17 protein-coding genes are annotated in these 21,885 nt (G+C 35.4%); 9 read left to right on the top strand and 8 right to left on the bottom strand.

The window, feature by feature from the left end; genetic code table 11:
• Positions 1-4 precede the first annotated feature (4 nt).
• A complete protein-coding gene (dld, locus tag AWW73_RS03850; protein ID WP_062848789.1) occupies positions 5-1,696 on the top strand; it encodes a D-lactate dehydrogenase in 1,692 nt (563 codons plus the stop codon).
• Between the two features lie 42 nt (positions 1,697-1,738).
• Positions 1,739-2,860: an alpha-hydroxy-acid oxidizing protein gene (locus AWW73_RS03845; RefSeq protein WP_062848788.1), complete on the top strand. Its 1,122-nt coding sequence runs from the start codon at positions 1,739-1,741 to the stop codon at positions 2,858-2,860.
• A gap of 239 nt (positions 2,861-3,099) precedes the next feature.
• On the opposite strand, the gene AWW73_RS03840 is transcribed toward AWW73_RS03845, so the two are convergent.
• From AWW73_RS03840 to AWW73_RS03825, 4 genes are all read right to left on the bottom strand, one after another.
• On the bottom strand, positions 3,100-4,335 hold the full coding sequence (locus AWW73_RS03840; RefSeq protein ID WP_240491645.1) for a carbohydrate porin: 1,236 nt from the start codon (positions 4,333-4,335) through the stop codon (positions 3,100-3,102).
• Between the two features lie 118 nt (positions 4,336-4,453).
• Entirely contained in the window at positions 4,454-5,965 is a 1,512-nt protein-coding gene (gene iaaH / locus AWW73_RS03835; RefSeq protein WP_062848786.1) for an indoleacetamide hydrolase, read from the bottom strand.
• Between the two features lie 94 nt (positions 5,966-6,059).
• A complete protein-coding gene (locus tag AWW73_RS03830) occupies positions 6,060-6,782 on the bottom strand; it encodes a helix-turn-helix transcriptional regulator (protein WP_062848785.1) in 723 nt (240 codons plus the stop codon).
• A 262-nt stretch (positions 6,783-7,044) separates the two neighbouring features.
• The gene (locus AWW73_RS03825; protein WP_062848784.1) at positions 7,045-8,373 is read right to left on the bottom strand and encodes an MFS transporter; all 1,329 of its coding nucleotides are present in this window, start codon (positions 8,371-8,373) and stop codon (positions 7,045-7,047) included.
• Positions 8,374-8,722: 349 nt separating this feature from the next.
• Between AWW73_RS03825 and AWW73_RS03820 the strand changes: the two genes are divergently transcribed.
• Positions 8,723-9,613, top strand: a complete 891-nt coding sequence (locus tag AWW73_RS03820) for a LysR family transcriptional regulator (RefSeq protein WP_062848894.1) — start codon at positions 8,723-8,725, stop codon at positions 9,611-9,613.
• Positions 9,614-10,173: 560 nt separating this feature from the next.
• On the opposite strand, the gene AWW73_RS03815 is transcribed toward AWW73_RS03820, so the two are convergent.
• The 3 genes from AWW73_RS03815 to AWW73_RS03805 form a co-directional block, all read right to left on the bottom strand.
• Complete coding sequence (locus AWW73_RS03815) at positions 10,174-10,749, bottom strand: DUF2147 domain-containing protein (RefSeq protein WP_081310159.1); 576 nt, start codon at positions 10,747-10,749, stop codon at positions 10,174-10,176.
• Between the two features lie 12 nt (positions 10,750-10,761).
• Entirely contained in the window at positions 10,762-11,970 is a 1,209-nt protein-coding gene (locus AWW73_RS03810) for an OmpP1/FadL family transporter (RefSeq protein ID WP_081409480.1), read from the bottom strand.
• Between the two features lie 107 nt (positions 11,971-12,077).
• The gene (locus AWW73_RS03805) at positions 12,078-13,109 is read right to left on the bottom strand and encodes an AraC family transcriptional regulator (protein ID WP_062848782.1); all 1,032 of its coding nucleotides are present in this window, start codon (positions 13,107-13,109) and stop codon (positions 12,078-12,080) included.
• A gap of 547 nt (positions 13,110-13,656) precedes the next feature.
• Here AWW73_RS03805 and AWW73_RS03800 point away from each other — a divergent pair.
• The 6 genes from AWW73_RS03800 (at position 13,657) to AWW73_RS03775 (ending at position 20,556) form a co-directional block, all read left to right on the top strand.
• Entirely contained in the window at positions 13,657-14,478 is an 822-nt protein-coding gene (locus AWW73_RS03800) for an alpha/beta fold hydrolase (protein ID WP_005131667.1), read from the top strand.
• Between the two features lie 20 nt (positions 14,479-14,498).
• Positions 14,499-15,380 carry an alpha/beta fold hydrolase gene (locus tag AWW73_RS03795; RefSeq protein WP_062848781.1) on the top strand — a complete coding sequence of 294 codons (882 nt, stop codon included), beginning with the start codon at positions 14,499-14,501 and terminating at the stop codon, positions 15,378-15,380.
• A 15-nt stretch (positions 15,381-15,395) separates the two neighbouring features.
• Positions 15,396-16,943 (top strand): FAD-dependent oxidoreductase, encoded by a 1,548-nt coding sequence (locus tag AWW73_RS03790; protein WP_062848780.1) that lies wholly within the window; start codon positions 15,396-15,398, stop codon positions 16,941-16,943.
• A 33-nt stretch (positions 16,944-16,976) separates the two neighbouring features.
• On the top strand, positions 16,977-18,365 hold the full coding sequence (locus tag AWW73_RS03785) for an amidohydrolase family protein (RefSeq protein ID WP_062848779.1): 1,389 nt from the start codon (positions 16,977-16,979) through the stop codon (positions 18,363-18,365).
• A 63-nt stretch (positions 18,366-18,428) separates the two neighbouring features.
• Complete coding sequence (locus tag AWW73_RS03780; protein WP_062848778.1) at positions 18,429-19,640, top strand: MFS transporter; 1,212 nt, start codon at positions 18,429-18,431, stop codon at positions 19,638-19,640.
• Between the two features lie 244 nt (positions 19,641-19,884).
• Positions 19,885-20,556, top strand: coding sequence for a TetR/AcrR family transcriptional regulator (locus tag AWW73_RS03775; RefSeq protein WP_062848777.1), 672 nt, complete (start codon positions 19,885-19,887; stop codon positions 20,554-20,556).
• A 142-nt stretch (positions 20,557-20,698) separates the two neighbouring features.
• Here AWW73_RS03775 and AWW73_RS03770 read toward each other — a convergent pair whose 3' ends face one another.
• Positions 20,699-21,829 (bottom strand): hypothetical protein, encoded by a 1,131-nt coding sequence (locus tag AWW73_RS03770; RefSeq protein ID WP_139111777.1) that lies wholly within the window; start codon positions 21,827-21,829, stop codon positions 20,699-20,701.
• Between the last annotated feature and the right edge of the window lie 56 nt (positions 21,830-21,885).

The raw sequence follows: 21,885 nt of genomic DNA, 5'->3' as shown, positions 1-21,885 counted from the left end.
CACAATGCAAAATAGGGATTGGATAAGAGAATTTCAGAGTATATTGAAATCACACCAAATCTTAACCGATGAAATTGCAAAGTCTCCCTACTTAAAAGGATTTAGAGTTGGGAAAGGTGAAGCAGTTGCTGTGTTGATTCCTGACACTTTATTGGAACTTTGGTACATATTAGAAAAATGCGTTAAACATGATCTGATTATGATCTTACAAGCTTCTAATACGGGAGTTACAGGTGGATCCACTCCTGACTCTAATGACTATGATCGTGATGTTGTGGTGGTAAGTACAAAAAAATTAAAAGGCTTGCAGTTGCTCGAAGACGCAACGCAAGTGCTTGCATTTCCAGGAACAACATTAACCGAACTTGAAAATGCTTTGAAACCATTCAACCGTGAGCCCCATTCAGTGATTGGTTCATCTTGTATTGGCGCATCTGTGATTGGCGGAATATGTAATAATTCGGGTGGATCTTTGATTCATCGAGGGCCAGCTTATACGGAAAAATCCTTGTTTGCTCAGATTGATGCCGAAGGAAATTTAAAATTAGTCAATCATTTAGGTATTGACTTAGGAGAAAGCCCTGAAGAAATTTTCAAAAATTTAGAAAACCAAACTTATCTAACAAAAAAAAATGAAGGATGGCAGGGGCGAATTTGGGCAGAAAATTATGCTGAAAATTTAAGAGATACCACTTCGCCCACACCGACACGCTATAACGGGAATCCCGAATATTTACATGAAAGTTCTGGTTGTTCGGGCAAACTGGCCGTCTTTGCTGTACGTTTACCAACTTTTCAAGCTGCTGCTGAAACGACTACCTATTTGATTGGTAGCAATGATGAATTACAGTTGATTCAGTTGCGCAAATACTTACTAGAAAATTTATCCGAGCTCCCAAGTCAGGCTGAATATATCCATAAAAATGCTTTTGAACTAACGCAACACTATGCCAAACACATGTACAAAGCGATTGATGTCTTTGGTGCAGGAAAAATTCCTGAATTATTTGCACTTAAAGCGAAAGTCGATGGTTTTTTTAAACGTATACCTGTTTTACCCAATAATACGTTAGACCGTTTTATTCAGTTGTTTAACCGTCTGACTCCGTCATGGATTGAGCCACGATTGCAGCAGTTTCATCATCAATATGAACATCTGCTGATGCTGAAAATAGATATAAAAAAGAATGAAGAGATTCAGCAGCAATTACTAAAGTTCTTTTCAGGTCAATCAGAACAGTTTATCGAATGTAATAAAAAAGAAGAAAAAAATATATTCCTTATCCGTTTCGCTGTTGGTGGATGCATTATCTATTATGCAGATAGTCAAGGAATTGATCCGAATCAACGTTTGGTTTCCTTTGATGTTGCCTTTAGACGCAATGATGAGCAATGGTTAATCAACTTACCTCAGCATTTGCAAGATCAAGTGCAGATGGAAAGTTGTTGTGGACATTTTTTCTGTTTTGTTTGTCATCAAGATTATTTGCTCAAAGAAGGAGTAGATGCACACCAGTTCAAAGAGGAAGTATTGACCTATTTGGAGCAGCGCGGTGCAAAATATCCCGCAGAGCATAATGTTGGGCATCTTTATCAAGCATCACCTGACTATCAGGCACACCTCAAACAAATCGATCCGACCAATACTTTAAATCCGGGAATTGGTAAAACCAGTAAAAATAAGCACTGGCACTGAAAATTCAAAATAGTAGTTACTTACCATGAAAAGGAGAATATCTTGTCTCGAAAGCTGATTAATGTAGAAGATTATCGACTTCAGGCAAAGCGAACGTTGCCGAGGATTATTTTTGATTATCTTGAAGGTGGAGCCGAAGATGAAAAAGGTTTAAATCATAACCGTACTATATTTGATCAGTTTCGATTAAAACCTAAGCGACTCGTTGACATTAGTCAGCGCGATATTTCCTGTAAAATTTTCAATAAAAAATGGGATGCGCCTTTTGCAATTGCACCCACAGGACTGAATAGTTCACTTTGGCCGCATGCTGATAGCATACTTGCGAAAAGTGCAGCGAAAGCCAATATTCCTTTTATGCTGTCCACCGCTTCAAATATGTCTATTGAAGCAGTTGCTAAAAGCTGTGATGGAGAAAAATGGTTTCAGTTATATGTTGTACATCAAGAACTTGCTGTGAAAATGGTGCAAAGAGCTTTAAGTGCAGGTTATACAACTTTAATTATTACGCTGGATGTGGGGGTAAATGGCTATAGAGAACGTGATATTCGAAATGGATTTGCTATACCGTTAAAATTTTCACCGAGTTTGATTTTGGATGGAATGATGCATCCTGGTTGGTCGTTACGTTTTCTCTCGCAGGGCATGCCTAAATTAGCCAATTTTGAATCATCAGAAGCACATAGCTTAGAAGTACAAAATGCCTTACTCAAGAGGCAGATGGATACTACTTTTAATCTAGAAAGTTTGAAAAAAATACGTGATCTCTGGCCTCATACGTTATTGGTAAAAGGTCTTGTGCGTCAGGAAGATGCGTTAAAGGCAATAGAAGCGGGGGCTGATGGCGTGATCTTGTCAAATCATGGTGGACGCCAGTTAGACTGTAGTATTTCACCGATGGAGACTTTATATGAGGTTTCTCAAACCATTGAGCAGCCTGTTCTTATCGATAGTGGCTTTAGAAGAGGTTCTGATATCGTTAAAGCACTATGTCTAGGTGCGAATATGGTGTGTTTAGGGCGTGCAACATTATATGGATTGGCTGCAAATGGTGAGGCGGGGGTAGATGATGTGATCCAGCTACTTAAGCAAGATGTAGACCGAACATTGGCTCAAATTGGTTGTCCTAGCGTAAGTCAATTGAATAAAGAATATATTACCTAATATCAATTAAAATCATCTTAACTATATAAAGATGGGCTAGTTTGAATATGCTTGTTATTTGGTACTAATGTCGCTTTTGAATTCTATTTCTATACCAGTTTTAGAGCTGGTTTTTTTTTAAGAAGAAAGTTATTGAGTCAAAACAAGACGGAAATTACTTTTATTAACTTAATATTAGATCGGAATCAACTCCACTAATAGAATTGATTCCACTAGAACAATGCCTTTTACTTATTTGTTTAAAGCCCTAAACGTCCACCTAAGTTATAAACAATTTGTAGTCCTACAACTGCACCATCTTTATTAGGTTTTGCAGTAGGGTTGTAAAAATTGCTCGGGTTAAAGATATATTGGATACTTGGTTCAACCGCTAAATAATTAGTAGCTTGCCAATGCATATTTAATTCAACACGAGATTCTCCACGTGAAGTATTCTGGTCAATGCCAGTAGCATCCAGTCTTTGTTGCGTTTGGAATTCAGCTTGTTTCTCGGATAATCGTAAATAGCTTGCTTTCAAATTTACCGAATCTTGAGGGCGTCCAAAGGGACCAATCCTAGAAATACCAGCTTCAATAAATTGTTGGAATGGCTGAAATTCGTCAGCATTCCAAGACCAAGCACCAAATACTTGCCATGCTTTATCTAGGTCTTTCGAGGTTGGATTATTATTATAAATGGTTTGATTAAAGCGAAAGAGAATACCTTTACTGTTATGTTCTTTCCCACTATCACTATCAACTTGTTTAGCACTATTAGAAAATACATTTAATTCATATTTGTGTGGTAAAGGATTTTGGGCGATTGTCTCTTGGTGACCGAAACCGAATAAGCTTGTTGCCTTACTTGATCCATCTAAGCCCCACTGCAAGCCGTTAGTTTTATTTGCATAATCTTGCGGGGTGGATTCAAATACACCACCATGAGTATAAAATCCATTATCCATTTTATACTTTGAATAAGCTCCCCAACTACCATAAGGGTATGGAAGAATACCGGTTGTATACATAAATAGTGGGTCATTACATGCAATCATAGCGCCACAACTGGAGATATAGAAATATCGTTGAGCGTTGGTTCGACCCAAGGTGATTTGTAAGTGGTCATCTAACAGCATTTGATTGTACGCAAATAAGGAAAGGTATCCTGTAGAATCAATATCATTATGTAGTGTTGCACCAGCAAATGCGCTTCCTGCTGCACCTTGCCATTTGGTTGATGATTGCAAACCTGTGTTATGGAGCCAAGGGAAGAAAGTGTATTCAAATTGCAGAGTACCAGCATCATTACCCATTAATTTCCCCAAATTGACGTCTGCACCGGTAAATATTGCTCCAGCATTAGCAAAAGAATGTGGACGTGGACCTGTATCAAGATTTCCAACTGTTTGATTAGTAATTACAACATGAGGTTTAAATACTTCATTATCTGCATTGGCATTATTAATGCCTGCTGATAAAAAACCACCTGCGAACAATAAAACAATACTTAAATAACGATATGAAAATAAATTGTCCGTAACATAATTAACTGTTTTCATAATTTTTCCCTGAATAAGATTACAGCGTGAAAAGCTCTCGGTTTAGTAAATAAACTCAATGAGCAATTTCAGGAATTGGACTAGGACCCCAAATAGATTCTAGGGTTTTAGCGATAGAGAGAATTTCTGCATCCTTGCCGGGCATTCCGTCAATTTCCATGCCGACAGGAAGTTGGGTTTTTGGTCCTAACCCTACAGGGATACTGATCCCTGGCATGCTGACATTGCTGCTTGGATCAGTATTGCGAATGATTCTAAGAAAATGTTCAGGTGTTCCTACTTCAGGACCTGTTTTAATTGCAACTTCTGGAACTGTCGGGAACAGTAATCCATCAATTTTATTTTCTTCGAAGGTAGTCTTATAAAGTTTGGCCAGTTTAGGCAGTCCATCCTTGATTGCCTTTTTATAAACGGGTTCTGCGGAAGTCATCTTCCCATCTTTGCCTGGAATCTTCACAGGCATTACCATGTCATGAAAAATACCTTGAACATCAGGACTAGAAATTTGAGTTACCATTTGATCAATGGTAATTCCAGTCTTTTGTTCTTTCAGATAATTCTTAAGGGCTTTTTTTGCTTCTACGATAGCAACAGGCGTTGCTACTGTTGCTACTAAACTTTGAATTTCAGGCATTTTAACTGGTACAACTTCAACGCCAGAAGCTTTCAGTGCTTCAATTGCATCATTTGCTTTAATACGGACATCATCATCTAGATTTGCCCAAAAAAAGTCGGGTAGCCCTAGTCTGATTTTAGAGGCAGGTTTAGCGGGTAATGGTGATTTTCCGCTCATAATTGAATCAAGCAGAATTACATCACTAACGGTGTTAGCCATGGGGCCAGCAGTGTCACGTGTCGTTGAAATAGGAGTAATTCCATGTCCACTATAACGACCTACCGTTGGTCTAAATCCAACGCATCCATTGAGTGCACAAGGTTCACGAGTTGAACCGCCTGTGTCAGTACCAACTGCGATTGGTACCATACGTGCACCTAATGCTGCAGCATTACCTGAAGATGACCCACCAGCGATACGGCTTTGATCAAACGCATTTCTTACACCGATAACACCAGAAATATGATAAGCCGTATTGTAACCAGTCGCACCAAAAGCTAATTCATGCATATTGGTTTTGCCGATGACAATTGCCCCAGCTTTCAATAATTGATTAATGATAGGAGCATTGTGTGTTGGCTTAAAGTTGCGTAATGCTGGGGTGCCTGCAGTATTAGGGAAACCAACGACCTGAATATTGTCTTTAATTGCAACTGGCACACCTTCTAATGGGCGGCACGTACCGCCATTAGCAAGTCGAGCATCAATTTTTTTAGCCTCATTCTCTGCATATTGTTTATCTATTGTGATAAATGCATTCAGTTGAGGTCTGTCTTCGATTCGTTTACCCCAATATTTCACAACCTCTTCGCTAGAAATCTTTTTATTACAAATAGCTTGAGCAGTTTGCTCTGCACTCAATGTATAAAGAGGAGGTAGTGTTTCAGCTCTTGATATATTTGATACTGTTGATGTAATTGCAAATGTCAAAAGTGGTATCATTTTAGACATTTTGAGTCCCTCAGATTAATGCGACACCGCCGTGGTATCGTTATCTGATTTACCCATAAAAATGATTTTCAACACATCCTCAAAAATGATGAGTTTAACAACGCATCAAACCACGAATTGCTAAATCAGTTCTATTACTAGCTCCAGTTTTATGCATTGCATTCTTTAAATGTGTGCGTACGGTGGTGAACTCAATTCCCATCAATCGTGCGATTTCTTTATCACTACAACCTTTTGCGACATGTTCTACTACTGAAATTTCACGTTGTGTCAGTTTAGTAGGCCTTGGTGAAATAGCCGATAACGATTCTTCAAAATAAGGAGTTAATGCATTAATAAGCATCAAATCTTTTATATCAAAAGGTGGTTGGTCAGCACTCCGCCAAATTCTTAAGTCACCAATATCATGATTCTGACTAACAAAGAAAACATTCATACCATGGTGCATGCCACATGGTTTAAGAAACTCATTATAATGTTCGCTAACTTCAAGTATTTTTCTATCAATGAGATTATCAACACAAGCGGCTTTACGGTGTTCTCTCATTTTCCGTGTGACAAAGTCACTAATATATAAATGACTTTCATATTCTTGAATCATTTTAGAGTCAATATTAATTGAAATACCTTTGGTAGACCTTGCTTGATGGCAGTCATAGATATGAGATGCCCCAAAATCTGATTTGAGTAATCTGGTAATATCAATGAGTATTTGTTGTCGCATATTTTCATGATTACTTTCTGATTTTCGTAGGCGCCATATGATTTCAGAAAATAGATCTAATTCATTATTTGTTATTTCCAATTTGCTAGACATCAAAGAACTCCCTTCTATCGTGGAACAAAAAATGCCTATTTAATTCAAGCATTTTTCATACCAATATCTAGATATTGATAACTTTTTATTACTCGTGTCCTTTATGCTTACTATTTTTAGATAGATTTATATAAACAAGGTAGTAAAGAGTTTTATTGCCGAATTTAACGGAAGATAGCTGTAGTTTAAATTTAGATTATCTCTGTCGATCCTTCGCAAAAATAATCTAAATTTAGGGGACATCTGAAAAGTAGTAGAGAATTTAACTCTTCACTGCCTGTTGTATTGCTGAAGATTTGCGATGTTTAAACAAAGCAATTGAAATAGCGCCAATAATGCCAGGAATCGAAAAGACCATAAAATTCTGTTCAAACGGTAGATTGACAGCTAAAAGAAAACCACCAAACAACGGGCCGGAAATGGCCCCAAAACGTCCCATAGCAGCTGAAAAACTTACACCTGTTGAACGAATATTGGTAGGATAGAAGTCTGCTGCTAAGGCATGTATGACTGCCATTGTGCCTACAGTCGCACCACCAGCAATAATAAGAAGAAGGGTTAATAGGATTGCTGGAGGATGGAATCCAAGACAACTGATAGAAAGAACAGACAGTAAATAACCCAAAATCAGTGCTTTTTTGGTACCGATTTTATCTGCAATAATACCAAAGATAAGTGTTCCTAAAATAGCGCCAATATTTAAAGTTACTAGAAAAGAAATACTCGAACCTAAAGAATAGCCTCCGACATTCATTAATTTTGGCAGCCATGTATTAAGGCCGTATACCATTAACATGACCATGGCGAAACCGCACCAGATTAATAATGTTCCTAAACCTTTTCCTTCTGTGAACAGACCAATTACAGGGATCTTTTGTGAAGGGGGAGTTAAATCAACTACATATTGCATTTCTGGTTGATGTTGATGCTGTGGATTGAATTTTTCTAACGTTTTGACAACATCAGCTTGACGATTTTTATGTATTAAATAGCTAATCGATTCAGGAAATGTTTTATATATAAACGGAATAACAAAAATGAATAAGCCTGCTACCCAAAATGTAATTTGCCATCCAAAACGTGGGATAAAAAATAAGCCAGATATACCCGAAAGTATTGCACCTACACCGTAAAATGAAAGCATTAAGGTAATTAGACGATTACGATGGGTATTGGGTGACATTTCTTTGATGATGGTAACTAAATTAGGTACGGCACCGCCCAAACCTATTCCAGTGAATAAACGACATATAAAGAAAGTCTGAGTATTGTGTGCAAATCCATTCAGTGCTATGGCAATGCTAGCTAAAATAACACAAAATATAATGATGTTTTTACGACCAAACTTATCTGCAGCCATTCCTAATGTCACGGCGCCTATCATCATGCCCATTAATGATGCTGCACCAAGAAGACCTGCTGTTTGAGGCGATAAGGCCCACTCTGTCATTAAATGAGGTAAGACAGAACCATAAATAACGAGGTCATATCCATCAAATAACATAATGATAGAGCACCAAAATACGAGTAGTTTATGGTGTTTATTTAGAGTAGTTCGGTCAATCAGACCTATTGCATTTACCTTTTGCATAGATTCCTTCCTTAATTAAATTTCCATTTAAAATTAATGTTTTATATAGCTTTCCTGCTGTTTTAATAGATTAAATATATTCGGTTTAATATGAGTTTATTGATATAGTAATTATTGATCAAATGAATAAAACATATTATTGTATATTAGCTATGTCTATAATGGTGTGTTCAATACAGTTTTAAGAATATTAAATTGATATAATTCAGTAGTTTATGTTTTTGAAAATGTAGATCAAAGCTGTTTAAGATCATAAGGAATTATATAGAGGCAAGTCTGATGACTTGATTTTAATGATAATTTAATGATTGTTAGTTCAATCCAAATTTTATATTTCGAAGTATTCATTATGATTGATCTGAATTTGGTTAAAATCTTTATTACGATTTATGATACACGTAGCGTAAGTGTTGCCGCGGAGCGTTTAAATATTACCCAACCTTCTGTAAGCCATAATCTGGCTCGCCTAAGACACATTTTCAAAGACCAACTGTTTAACAGAACTAAAGAAGGGATGATCCCCACAGCATATTCTGTTCAATTATATGAATCTTTAAATCAACCTTTAATAGATATAGAAAATACCATTAGTGAAGTGACCAATTTTGATATCACAAATAGTGAACGGTGTTTTAAAATTGCATTAACCGATATTGGTGGACTTTATTTTTTACCTAAAATTTATGAAAAATTAGATAAAATTGCCCCCAATATTTCATTGGAAGTCGTGAGTATGGACATGAATAAGCTCACTGACTGGCTAATTACAGGTAAGATTGATGCTGCAATTTGTAATAAAAATTTAGAAGATCGAAATATTAATACGCTAAAGCTTTTTCAAGAAAAGTATGTTTGTTTGGTTAGTAACAATATTAAACTAGAGAACAATGAATTAACTTTACAGCAATTTTTAAAGGAAAATCATGCAATTGTTTCAGCCTCAACGGGACATAATCTAGTTGAAAATTATTTGAATAAAAAAGGATTACGTCGAAAAATTAAGCTAAGAGTACCTCAGTTTAGTATCCTCAATGAGCTTATTGAAAAGCATAATTTAATTGTAACGGTACCAGAGCGAATCAGTCTTTTTTTTGAGTCAAATAAAAATATCAATATTTATGATGTGCCATTTGAATTACCAGAATTTGATATCACTTTACATTGGTATAAAAAATCAAGTGATATTGCAGCACAAAAGTGGTTTATAAAATTTTTACAGGACACTTTAAGAAATATATAAATTAATATTGCATATTTTATTATATTTTGGATAGGTGATATTTCTTCGTTAGATAAGAGTGCAGCAGAACTCAACATTGAAAGTTGAGCTGAACTTAATAGTCGAGTGATGACTAAAGAAGTGAGAATATTTAATCTATTAAATCAGGGAGCAGTGTCAAGTTTAACTAAGTTTCAGTGTCGCGTTTACTTTTGAATATTAATGAGCTTGAAAATTATACGCGTTGTGTTTGATGAGTAGAGATCATCAATTGAACTCAGGACCAATTAAGAGCATAAAGTCTAAGTAGGGGCAGGCTGTAAATGTATAAGCAGAATATAGTAATCTCAATTTTAAAATGAGAGATAAAGAAAATTTAAATGTATTTAGGAGCTTTATATTAATAGAAAAACATAATATTTTCAGCAGACTATCAAGCTGAATTTTGTGAGAGACTAATTTAAATAGGTTCAGAACGAACGGTAACGGTTTTTGAGGAAAATAGATTTGAATAAAATTTCACTGCGTATATGTTTAATAATTAAAAGAGAGTAAATACTCTCTTATTATTTTAACTTATATTAATCAGCTCTAATCCAAGTTTGACTTCGTCCCAAAAGTGAAATACCTATATAGCCGCGAAGTATTATTTTTTTACCGTTTGAGCTCATTGTAATTTTACCTTTATATATATTTCCAGAGGCAGGATCAAGGATTTGGCCGTTAATATATTCATTTTTAACTTTAGAATTTATAATAAAATTAGATAATATATTTAATCCAATCATGGGTTTATTGTTTAAATCACCTTTGCAATTAACACACTTATCAAATTTTGGTGAACTCCCATTTGGTAAATTATAAATTTTTTCAATTTTTCCAGAATAGCTATTATCACTATTTTTATTAATATTAACAACTGCCCTAGGAGTGCCTGTTTTATCGTCAATAGTTTTCCATTTACCAACGATGTCGCTAGCCCAAGTGTTAGAAATACAATTTAGAAATAAAAAAAACAATATTAGAAAAGTATTTCTAAACTTTGTTAATTTATTTATTAAAGTTTCCTGGGCTTTAATTAATATCGCAAATGGTGATGATTTCTTGAGTAGAAGCTCATTTTTGAACATAGTAGGCTTAACATTTATAATATTCATTTATAGTGTTCCTTAAAACTTATAACCTATTTTTAGACCATAAGCCCATGCTGTGTTATTACTAAAATAAGCATCTGAGTTATTTGTGCCAAAGTCAGCAGCAGACTGAGCTCTAGCATCACCTAACCAAAAATGTTTTACACCTAAAGCAATATCGTAATTGGGTTGAGGGCTAAATTTAAAACCAACACCGACATTCCAGTAACCTTTTGTTGGCCCTAATGTTGTAATCGGATCACCAGCACCACTATCCCAACCTACAGACAAGCTTCCTCCCCAATGATCGTTTAACTTACGTCCCAATCCAACGTTTGCTGAAATCTGATCTTCATAATAAGTAACTAAATCTATTCCTTTACCCATCACTTGTTGTGTTGTTTTGTATAATTTGGGAGGCGAGATTTTATTCTTTGACCATTCCACCCAACGTACATTTGCAAATGCAACAGTATCAGCCATGATTCCTGATTGCAGGTCTAAATTAATGCTTTGAGGTGTAGTCACAGTTGAAGGTGATACGTCAGTACCAAAGTCGGTGACACCATATACTGGATGTCTCAGTGCTAGTGATTCCGTCATTTTTACATCATGATCGATTTCGGAACGATAGGTTAGTGATGTTTTTAATGCAATTTCAGGAATTGAGTAAGCGATGCCTGCTAACCAACCTGTACCCAATTTCTCAGAAGTTGTCATGTCATATTTTAACCACATATATCCTGCACCACGGACATGAGTTTCACCTTTTACAGTTTGTAAGACTGGGCCTGCATAGAAATTCCAATTTTCATTTGGTTGATAGCCGACAATTGTGCTTAAGTTTTGTGTGGTCACTTTAGCACCAGTACTTGCATCACCTTCAGTATAGGCTGGTAATTTTTGTATGGGATAAAGTGAGTCTGAACCAAAAGGGTGATCGTATAAAAAACCAATTGAGAAATGATCTGTAAGCTGTAACTTGAGAGCCGCAGATGGTGCAATATAGTGATTGGCAATATTACCTGTATCCATATTTGCAGCTGCGCTTAATCCACCTTTATTAAAATCAGCGTCAATTTTTCCAGATACATTTGGATCAAGCACATTTATTCCTGCTTCAAAATAATGATTAGGTTGCAAGAATGCTGCAACACTTTGGGTCGTGCGTTCCATTCCAGCCCCTAAAGTTAAGCTAAATGGGAAAATGGTTAAACTAGTACCGATAAAAATACTTTTGTTCATCTTAATTCCTTAAATTCCATTTTAATTAAGCCTTATTCCTAAAGACTTAGAATGAAGTCTAAGTTATTACAAAATAAAAAAATGGTTGAATAGTCTCAATTGAATAGTTAAATAGTCTCATTATGTTTGTTTTGCCATTGTTTAGGTGTCATACCAAAGCATTGCTTAAAAGATTTAATAAAGTTGGAAGGGTGGCTAAAACCTAGATAATAAGCAAGTGAGCTAATTGACCCTCTATTTTGTATAAGATATTTACTTGCAAAATCCATACGTACGTATTGTATAAGATCTTCGTAATTGGTTTCATGTTCTTGTAATTTTCTAAAAAAAGTACTTCGTGAAATATATAAAAGCTTAACAAAATCTTTTGTATTTAGTGGTTTGTTGATGTGACTATAAATAAGACCAAGTACCCGAAATATCCAATTTTTTTTTATACTATTAAACACCTTGAAATCATACTCAGCTTGCTTAATTAATTGGTAAAATTCAGATTCTTTTTTATTTATAAGGGATTTTTTTTCAAGATTTATTATTGGGATAATAAGTCGAGTCTCGGGTTTATCCCAGTCGATTGAACATCGTAAAAAGTTTAATTTCCGCGAGTACACAGGTGTTGGAAATTCAAAATCTAGCTGTAATCCCTTAATATCATAAAAATTAGTTAATAATCGAATTATTAGAATACTTAGGACTTCTTGGCTATATTGATTGAATTGGTATGTATCACCAAGAGGAATCATTTTACGGTAGTGGATGATAATTAGTTGATCTTGTTGCTCAACCTTAAACCAAATTGTAGGGTCAATTAAAAGACTATATCTCTCTAAAATATGAAGGGCATCAGCAAGTGTTGGGCTATATTCTAATAATTTCCCAATTATACCTAAATGATGTAGTTGTATATATTTACCTACTTTTATTGATAGTTCATCTGAAGATAATGCTGTTATACAATTTAATGTTAAAGTATTTAACTCTGCATATGTTAGTTTAAAATGCTTATTGCGTAAATCATCTAGTGAAAGATCTAAATTTGAAAAAATATCTTCATAAGAAATATGCTCTTGTAAGCAAAGTTCCACAATTGTAAGAGGAATATACGTTGGCAAAAAAGATTCATAAAATTTAAATTGCATGGTTTTCTTCCTTTTTACTAAATTTTACTTAGCACTTAAAATACTTATAAAATCCTTTTTGAATTTTAAGTGTTTGATTAAAAATAATTTATTAATTAGGGGTGGAATAATTTTATCTTTTTGTGGTATCGGGCATACTTGGTTTAATTTAAACGTATCTTATATACCATTCCAAACTCTTAATTCCACCTTCTAATTTTGCAGGCAATTAGTCTCTTGTGTATATGAGTTAACCTGAATATTGGATACAATGTAACCGTTATGTATGGAAAGTACAAGCCTTGCATAGGTCTTGGTATTAAATTGGCTTGTATGTAATTTGATAAAATATCGCCATGACTATGTTGGGTTGTAAGATTTGACATATAAAGTAAATAAAATTTTATATTATATAATTGATTAATAAAGTGTTTATTTCTATTTCTAAGTAAATTTCATTTTTTAATTATTAATTCTTTATTTTAGAAAGTTTGATTATTTTTCATTCTTTTATTGACATTAAATATTTATGGATACATAGTATCCATAAATATTGTGAGTATATATCATGAACAATTGGGCTAAACCGCAAAAAGACTCAAGGTTTGTAGTAGTTGATGGTTTGCGTATTCATTACAAGCTAAAAGGCAAAGGTTCTGTAATCTTAATGCTTCATGGGAGTGGATCTTCTTTACAAGGAGTTGAAGAAGTTGCATTACTTTTGTCAAAGTCTTTTACAGTGATTTGGCTTGATCTTCCTGGGTTTGGGTTAACAGGACCACGTCCCGATCATGATTATCGTATTGAGACATATGTTTCAACCATAGCAAGATTTATGGAGGTATTGAAATTTAGTAAATATAGTTTAGTGGGAAATTCGCTAGGCGGAAATATTACGTGGAATCTGGCATTGAAACATCAATATAAACTTAATGGAATTGTGTTGATCAATGCGACAGGTTATCCAGAAAAGAACATTCCTTCAGGGCTTCGTTTGGCACGCAATCCTTTTTTTAGACCTTTATTACGATTGTGGCTACCGCGTATTGCAACTGAGCGTAATCTTAAATCGATAGTTGGTTCTACTTCTACAATTGTGAATAAGGCGATGGTTGACAGAGTGCATGGTTTGATGTCGTTGCCTGGTAACCGTTCTGCTTTTATTGACCTTATGAATACTGATCAAAAAGATTGTAGTGTTGAAATTCGTGAAATTACAGTGCCCACACTTGTATTAAGAAGTAAATCTATTAATGGTCAAAATTTTTCAAAAGATATTTCCGGTAGTCGGGAATTAGTACATACGCATGCAGGGCATTTACTGCCTGAGGAGGACCCGGCATGGGTTGCTGATTCTATTGAAAAATTTCTGAATAATTTAAAAAAATAACGAGAGGCAGAAAATAAATCATGAAGTACTTTGTCTTAAAAAGCGAAAATCATCGCCTGAATGAAAAGATGCGAACTGCTCTGCGTGGAAATTATATTGAACTATCTGATGGTGTGACTCATTACGAGCTCTTAGGTCCGGAGAATGGACAGCTTATTGTGTTTGTTGGTGGTCTTACAGTGCCTTTATTTTATTGGGATAAAATTATTTCGATTTTACATATAGCTGGATTTCGTACGTTAACGTATAGCTCTTACGGGCGGGGTTATTCAGATCGGATTCGTAACACTAGTTACGATGATACTTTATTTATACGACAGATAAGTGAATTGATAAAAGCCCTTGCCTTAGCTGATGGCTTTCACATTGTGGGTGCCTCTATGGGTGCTCTAGTTGCTATGGGATACGTAAACCAAAATGCTGATGCTATTTCATCATTAACAGTAGCTGGGCCTGCTGGACTTGCTAAAAAACCGATTGCATTACGATTGTTGCAATCTAGTAATTTACTTGCCGGAGTAATTGCTAAGAATTTTGGGAGTAAGTGGCTTTCACTACATGAGAGTAACGACTTAGGGGATCAAACCCATGCTGCAGTTCTCTCAAATATGTTACTTGACGCATATCGGTTTGAAGGTTCTCTCCATGCAGTTTTCGATACTGTACAGCACTTTGGACTATTTAATCGGGCTGCTCTATATCAACGTATGTCTGAATTAAAAATACCTACTATGTTGATTTGGGGAAAAGAGGATCGAGTAACTCCAATTGACAGCCTAGATAATGCTTGTCTTCTTCTACAACCAAAGCAGTGTCATGTACTTGACTGTGGCCATATGGTGCCTTTTGAACGCTCGAATGAAGTTGCAAGATTTATCCAATTGTTTGTAAATAATTTATAGTATTAGGAATATATCATGAGTGAAAAAACTAAAGAGCATCTAATTGATGTGCTCATCGTTGGTGCGGGTCCAGCTGGTATGGCACTTGCAATAGATTTAAAGCGCCGTGGGCTTAACATCCGTGTTGTAGATAAAGCTTCAGCCAGCTTTGATGGATCAAGAGCAAAAGGCATTCAGCCGAGAACGTTGGAGATTTTTCAGGATCTAGGTTTAGTGAATGAGGTACTTCAAGCAGGCAATGCATATCCGCTTCTTGGTGTTCACCTTGGCCCATTCACAATTCCTTGGCGAATGATGTCCAATCGATCACGTTCATCGGATGTACCTTTTCCAAACACATTATTGATCCCGCAGTTCAGCACAGATGCTGTATTACATACACGATTTAAGTCGTTAAATGGCGTGGTTGAGTTTGATAAACAATTCGTTTCTCTAAGCCAGACAGATGATTACGTAACTGCTGAAATTAAGAGAGAGGATGGGGCAGTAGAAGAAATTACTGCACGTTATATGGTGGGTGCAGATGGTGGTTCTAGCAAAGTCCGTCAGCAGTTAGGTATTAAGTTTACTGGATCAACTGTTGAAGAAGATCGAATTATCATTGTTGATGGTGTGACAACGGGTTTATCTCGTAACCGATGGCATATTTGGCCTGGGAAAAGTGGGCAATTTATTGCTGCATGCCCACTACCAAATAGTGATTTATTCCAATGGATGATACGTTTAGCACCTGAAGAGCATCCTGAACTTGAATTAGATGCTATTAATGCACGTATTCAAAAGCGGATAGGTAATTTGAAAGTCGTACTACATCACGTGCAATGGAAGTCGGTTTTTAGACCTAATATTCGGATGGCAGAAAAATATCGAAGTGGTCGAGTCTTTCTTGTAGGTGATGCAGGGCATGTGCATACCCCAGCTGGTGCACAAGGACTGAATACAGGTATTCAAGATTCGTACAATCTAGGTTGGAAAATTGCTCAGGTGTTGGCAGGTACAGATAATAGCCTACTTGATAGTTATGAAGCAGAGCGTTGGCCTATAGCAGCATCTGTACTGGCATTATCAACCAAAAAATATGATGGCATTGCTAAGCTTGATCCTTCCAGTATTAAACGTGGTAAAGATGAGTCACAACTATCATTAACATATCGTAATGGCCCACTTGCTTTAAATGATCGCACTTTTAATTCAAAAATACATGCTGGGGATCGTGCTCCAGATGCAGACCTAACTGCTGTACATGGTGGACAAATCCGTTTATTTGATACTTTTCAGGGCCCACATTTCACGCTTATTGGTTTTGGTGAAAAAACTGCTCAAGTAGTCAAAGATTTTGCATGGCCTTCTAAAGGGGCTAATTTAAAACGCTTACTTATAAATGTCGATGATTCACATAGTGCTGATTATGTATTGAAAGATACAAAGCGAACATTTAGTAAAGCATATGGTGTATCTGCAGATACTGTAATGTTAATTCGACCTGATGGTTATATTGGCTATATAGCAACCTCGAATATGCAAGATAACTTAAAAGCTTATATTAAGAAAATAGCACCCTAAATAGCGGGTTGCTCATCATTTAGAGTAAAGCAAATGAATCGAATATTATTACGCGGCTCAACGGTTATTACCATGGCGCAAGATAGACCAGACTTTGAACGTATAGATATTTTGGTTGAAAATGGACGCATCACGAGAATGGAACCTATGTTAGAGATTCCTGATGTTGAGGTGTTTGATTTTACTGGACGAATACTTATACCAGGTCTTGTTAATGCACACTTACATAGTTGGCAGGCGGCATTAAGATCTGTAGGAGCTGATTGGACATTATTAGAATATCTTGCGCAAGCACATGCTGGATTGGCACAGCACTACACACCAGAGGATATGCGAATCGCTGCACGTGCTTGTGCCTTAAATCAAATTAACTGTGGAACAACTACATTAGGCGACTGGTGCCATAATGTGCAAACAAAAGAACATGCCGATAGTACGATTCAAGGATTGATTGAGTCAGGGATTCGTGGCGTTTTTTTACATGGTATGCCGCATAAATTTAGACAATCTGAACATCCAATGCAGGAAGTTGATCGATTATTGCGAGGCCCAATAGCAGCTCATGATTTATTAACGTTGGGAATTGCAATTCCAGGCCCTCAATACTCAAAAAAGGAAATAGCATTGGCTGATTTTCGAGGAGCTCGTGAACGCGATATTATTGTTTCGATGCATCAAAGTGGCGGTAAGCCTGGTGAGGCATGGGAAGCTGTACGAAATGCCAATTTGATTGGGCCGAAAACCAATATTGTGCACGGCAATGAAATTCCTGATGATTGGTTGAAGATATTTGTAGATGCGGGTGCTAGCTTTACTTCTACTCCTGAGAATGAGTTGGGACAAGGGCATGGTTTTCCCATCACAGGTCGGCTTTTAAGTTATGGATCGGCTCCGTCACTTGGTACTGATGTCGATACTGTTCTGTCAGGCGAAATTCTCACCGCAGCACGTATAGCTTTGGCTCAACAACGTGGACTTGACCATGAACAGCAGAGACAAACTACAGGGCTTTTTTCTCCAAAGCCAACGATCTCAAGTAAGCAGGCACTTTCTTGGGCAACAACAGAAGGGGCACGTGCGCTTGGACTTTCTGATCGTATAGGAAGATTAGAGGTTGGGATGCAAGCAGATATTGTTGTAATAGATGCTCAGGCTATTAATTTGTGGCCAGCTCATGACCCGATTGCTACGGCTTTGCAAGCTAGCATTGCCAATATAGAAGCTGTAATGATCGCAGGTCAATGGCGTAAACGTGATTACAAATTATTAGATGCAAGTCTCAATTTAGTAAAAGAACAATTATACGAGTCGGGGCAACGCCTTGTTGGCGTAATGCAATCACAAACAATGATGGCGCGTTTACGCAATAAAGTTATTAATCACGTTGTTCACAGAACGTTAATAAAACAAAGCCGTTCTTAAAAATTTTTTAAATTAAAAACTGCATAATTTTTTATGCACTCTGAAGGGGTGAAATCTTAATTTATGAAGACTATAGATAAAACAATAGTAGATTTTACAGCGCCCCAAGTCCCTCCACCAAATTCGCTAATTTTTTTATTAGCTTGTGCATGTGGCTTAATTGTCGCTAATTTATATTATGCTCAGCCTCTAATAGGTTTAATTGCACCAGATATTCATCTAACTACTACAGTAAGTGGTTTAATCGTTACATTAACCCAAATTGGCTATTGTTTGGGGTTGTTGTTACTAGTTCCACTCAGTGATTTACTTGAGAATCGTAAGTTATTTTTATTTATCATGAGTGGGGGAGTTCTAACTTTAGTTATTGCAGCATTTTCAAAGAGTGCGCATGTATTTTTATTTTCATGTTTTTTGATTGGTTTTGGATCAATTTCAGCACAAATTCTGGTTTTAATTGTAGCTCATATGGCACCAATAGAATTTCGAGGACGAGTGGTTGGTAAAGTTATGAGTGGCTTATTTATTGGTATAATGCTATCACGGCCAATTTCTAGTTTTATTGCAGCAAGCTTTGGTTGGCGGTTTGTGTATATATTATCTTCGATAATTATGGTAATTCTGATCGGAATGATGTGGCGATTGTTACCATCACGTATACCAAAAGTTCAGCATAATTATTATGAGTTAATAGGGTCACTTTGGCATCTCTTACGTGATACTTCTGAACTACGTCGCCGTGCAGCTTACCAGGCAACACTTTTTGCAAGTTTTAGTTTGTTTTGGACAGCCGTTCCTTTGATTTTAGCATCTCCTCGCTTTAATTTGACTCAGAAGGATATTGGCCTGTTCTCTCTGGTAGGCGTAGCAGGTGCTGTTGCTGGCCCAATAGCTGGTTGGCTGGCTGATCAAGGAAAGTCACATCTGATGACTGGATTATCTATTACAATGGTGTTTTTTTCATTTTTACTGGCATGGTTTGGGGGAATAAATTCTTTAGGAGTCTTGTTGGTTTCAGCGGTTCTTTTGGACTTTGGAGTTCAAGCGAATCTTGTAGTTGGACAACGTGTCATATTTTCTCTTGGAGAACATATAAGAGGCCGATTAAATGCTTTATTTATTGCTTTGTTTTTTTTAGGCGGTGCAGTGGGTTCAGCATCAGCTAGTATTAGCTATGTCTATGGAGGATGGCCATTAGTATGTATGGTTGGTATTATTTTTCCTTTATTGTCACTGCTGCTTTATAAAACAGAGAGGGTAAATAATGATCAATAAGATGGATGGCTTGATTAAATCTCAATTAAAATTGTATTGCTATAAGAGTGTTTAATAAACCATAAGCAACAATAATATGGATCTTTAAAATAGAACTCTAAATATCGCTTTATTATTTTGGGCCAATCAACCATATCCTGACAAAATTTTATTATAATGCATTTTGGTTTTTTAGATGCTTTTAAATATTCAGTATTAAAATCATTTAATATGAATATAAATGTAATATTTGATAGAGGTGATGATGTCACTATCCCAAGTATCCCCAGGTCGTCCTTCACTTCCACTTGAACGTATACTGGCAGTTGCCCTAGAAATTGCTACTACTGAGGGTGCTGATGCATTAACCCTACGTTATCTTGCAAAAAAATTAAACTCAGGAACAGCAACATTATATCGGAATTTCCAAAGCCGTGAGGATTTAGTGGCACAAGTGGTTGACCAATTATTCTTGAAAATGGAAGCTACGATGCCTGATATGGTAGGACTAAAATGGGAAGAAGCATGTCGTATATTGGCAACACATATGTTCAAGGTTTTAGCGACTCACAGAGGAGCCGCAAGACTTTTACTTGAGTCGATTCCAAATGGCCCTAGTGCTATGAAACAAAGGGAGCGAAGTTTTGCCTTGTTCCTTAGCAATGGTTTTTCCCCATCGCTAGCAGCTAAGGCTTATACAACACTTGCCCGATTTGTTCTTGGATTTGCTATACAACTTTCAGATCAGAATGATTTAAGCAATGGTGATCCTCAACAGTCTAATGCATTTGATAATATTGATTGGACTCAATTTCCATCCACTCTAACAGTTATCAACGAGATACCCGTTCCTCTAGAAGTTGAGTTTTCTTTTGGTTTGAATTTAATGATTAATGGTCTAGTTAATCTTTATAAAGATGAGTTAAATCAAGGGTAAACAGGTTGGAAATATGGATGTGGTTCTAATTTCAAGTAAAAAATAAAGGATATTTTTTTTATTTAAGATATTATTCTCTGCGAATAATAATAGTAGTGTTAAAATTTAATTAATATTATATTGGAAAATTTATTATATATACCTATTTTTTTTGAATTTCTTTAAGTAAATTAACTAATTGCTCCATAGAATCATTATTATTAAAGCTGCTAGTTGATTCCTTGTTATCATTTAGATATCCCGTAAAGTATTTTTCTGCTAAGCGAACTTTTAGATCTTCACTTTTATTTTTATCTATATCCACTACATAGGTTGCCATTGCTACCAATTCGGTATGACATTTCATGTAATTATGATATTGATTAGATAGAACATTTTTTTCCTTAATAAGGAATGCTATGAAGCTAGATATAGCAATTACTAGAGTTAATGAATATAGGAAATCAATTGTTTCTTTAGGATGATTAAAATATTTCTGGAAAAAAATTAAAATTATAGTAATAAAAAGAGATACAATAATTGCATTTAATAAATAAATATAAACTTTTAAATCTTCTGCTTTCTTTTTAAATTCTATAATAGTACTTTCGTTTTTTGCTGATTCAATTCGTATATTCGTTTGTATTTCTTTTTCTTTTAGCTCAACTTCCTGACTACGAATATTTTTTTCAGTAGTCTGTATTAAAAATTGATTTATTTCATCAAAAATTAGAGGATCATATGTATTATCAGTAACTCTATTATATGCAAAGATTAATTTGTTTAATAAATTATTTTGATCCTCGCTATTAAGTTTATTAAACTCCCTCTTATAAAAATCTGCACTGTTTGAAAAAGTTTTTAATATAAAATTTAATGCTATTTCTTTTTCCTGAAGAGTTAAATCATCTTCTATTTCTTTTAGAAAAACTTTTTGATTAATTAAACTCAATAATGCAGACTTTAAATCATCAAAAACTCTTATTAAATCAATTGTATTTTCTTCATTCAATTGGTTAATTGATACTATGAAGTTATCAGAAAATTGATTTATTACTTTAATTTTTTCAATTGCTTCTGCGGCTGTTGAACCTTTTAAAAACTTAATAATATTGTTAAATTTATCATAACATTCATTTAAATTTGGAAGAAATTCGAAAGTCCATTCATGGATTAATTGATTAGGCAATTTAAATTCGTTATTGTTATTAGGAAACGTTGGTATTAAACTAATATTATTAATAGCTTTTAATCTTGTTAACTGGTATTGTAAATTTTTCTGTTGTTCATTCATGAGTTTAATTTTTTTCATAAGTCTCAGATATTATTAAATAAATAAAATTATAAAGC

Origin of the sequence: Acinetobacter lactucae (genome assembly GCF_001605885.1) — a bacterium.
Classification (GTDB): Bacteria; Pseudomonadota; Gammaproteobacteria; order Pseudomonadales; family Moraxellaceae; genus Acinetobacter; species Acinetobacter lactucae.
This window is presented reverse-complemented; position numbering and strand designations above follow the sequence as displayed.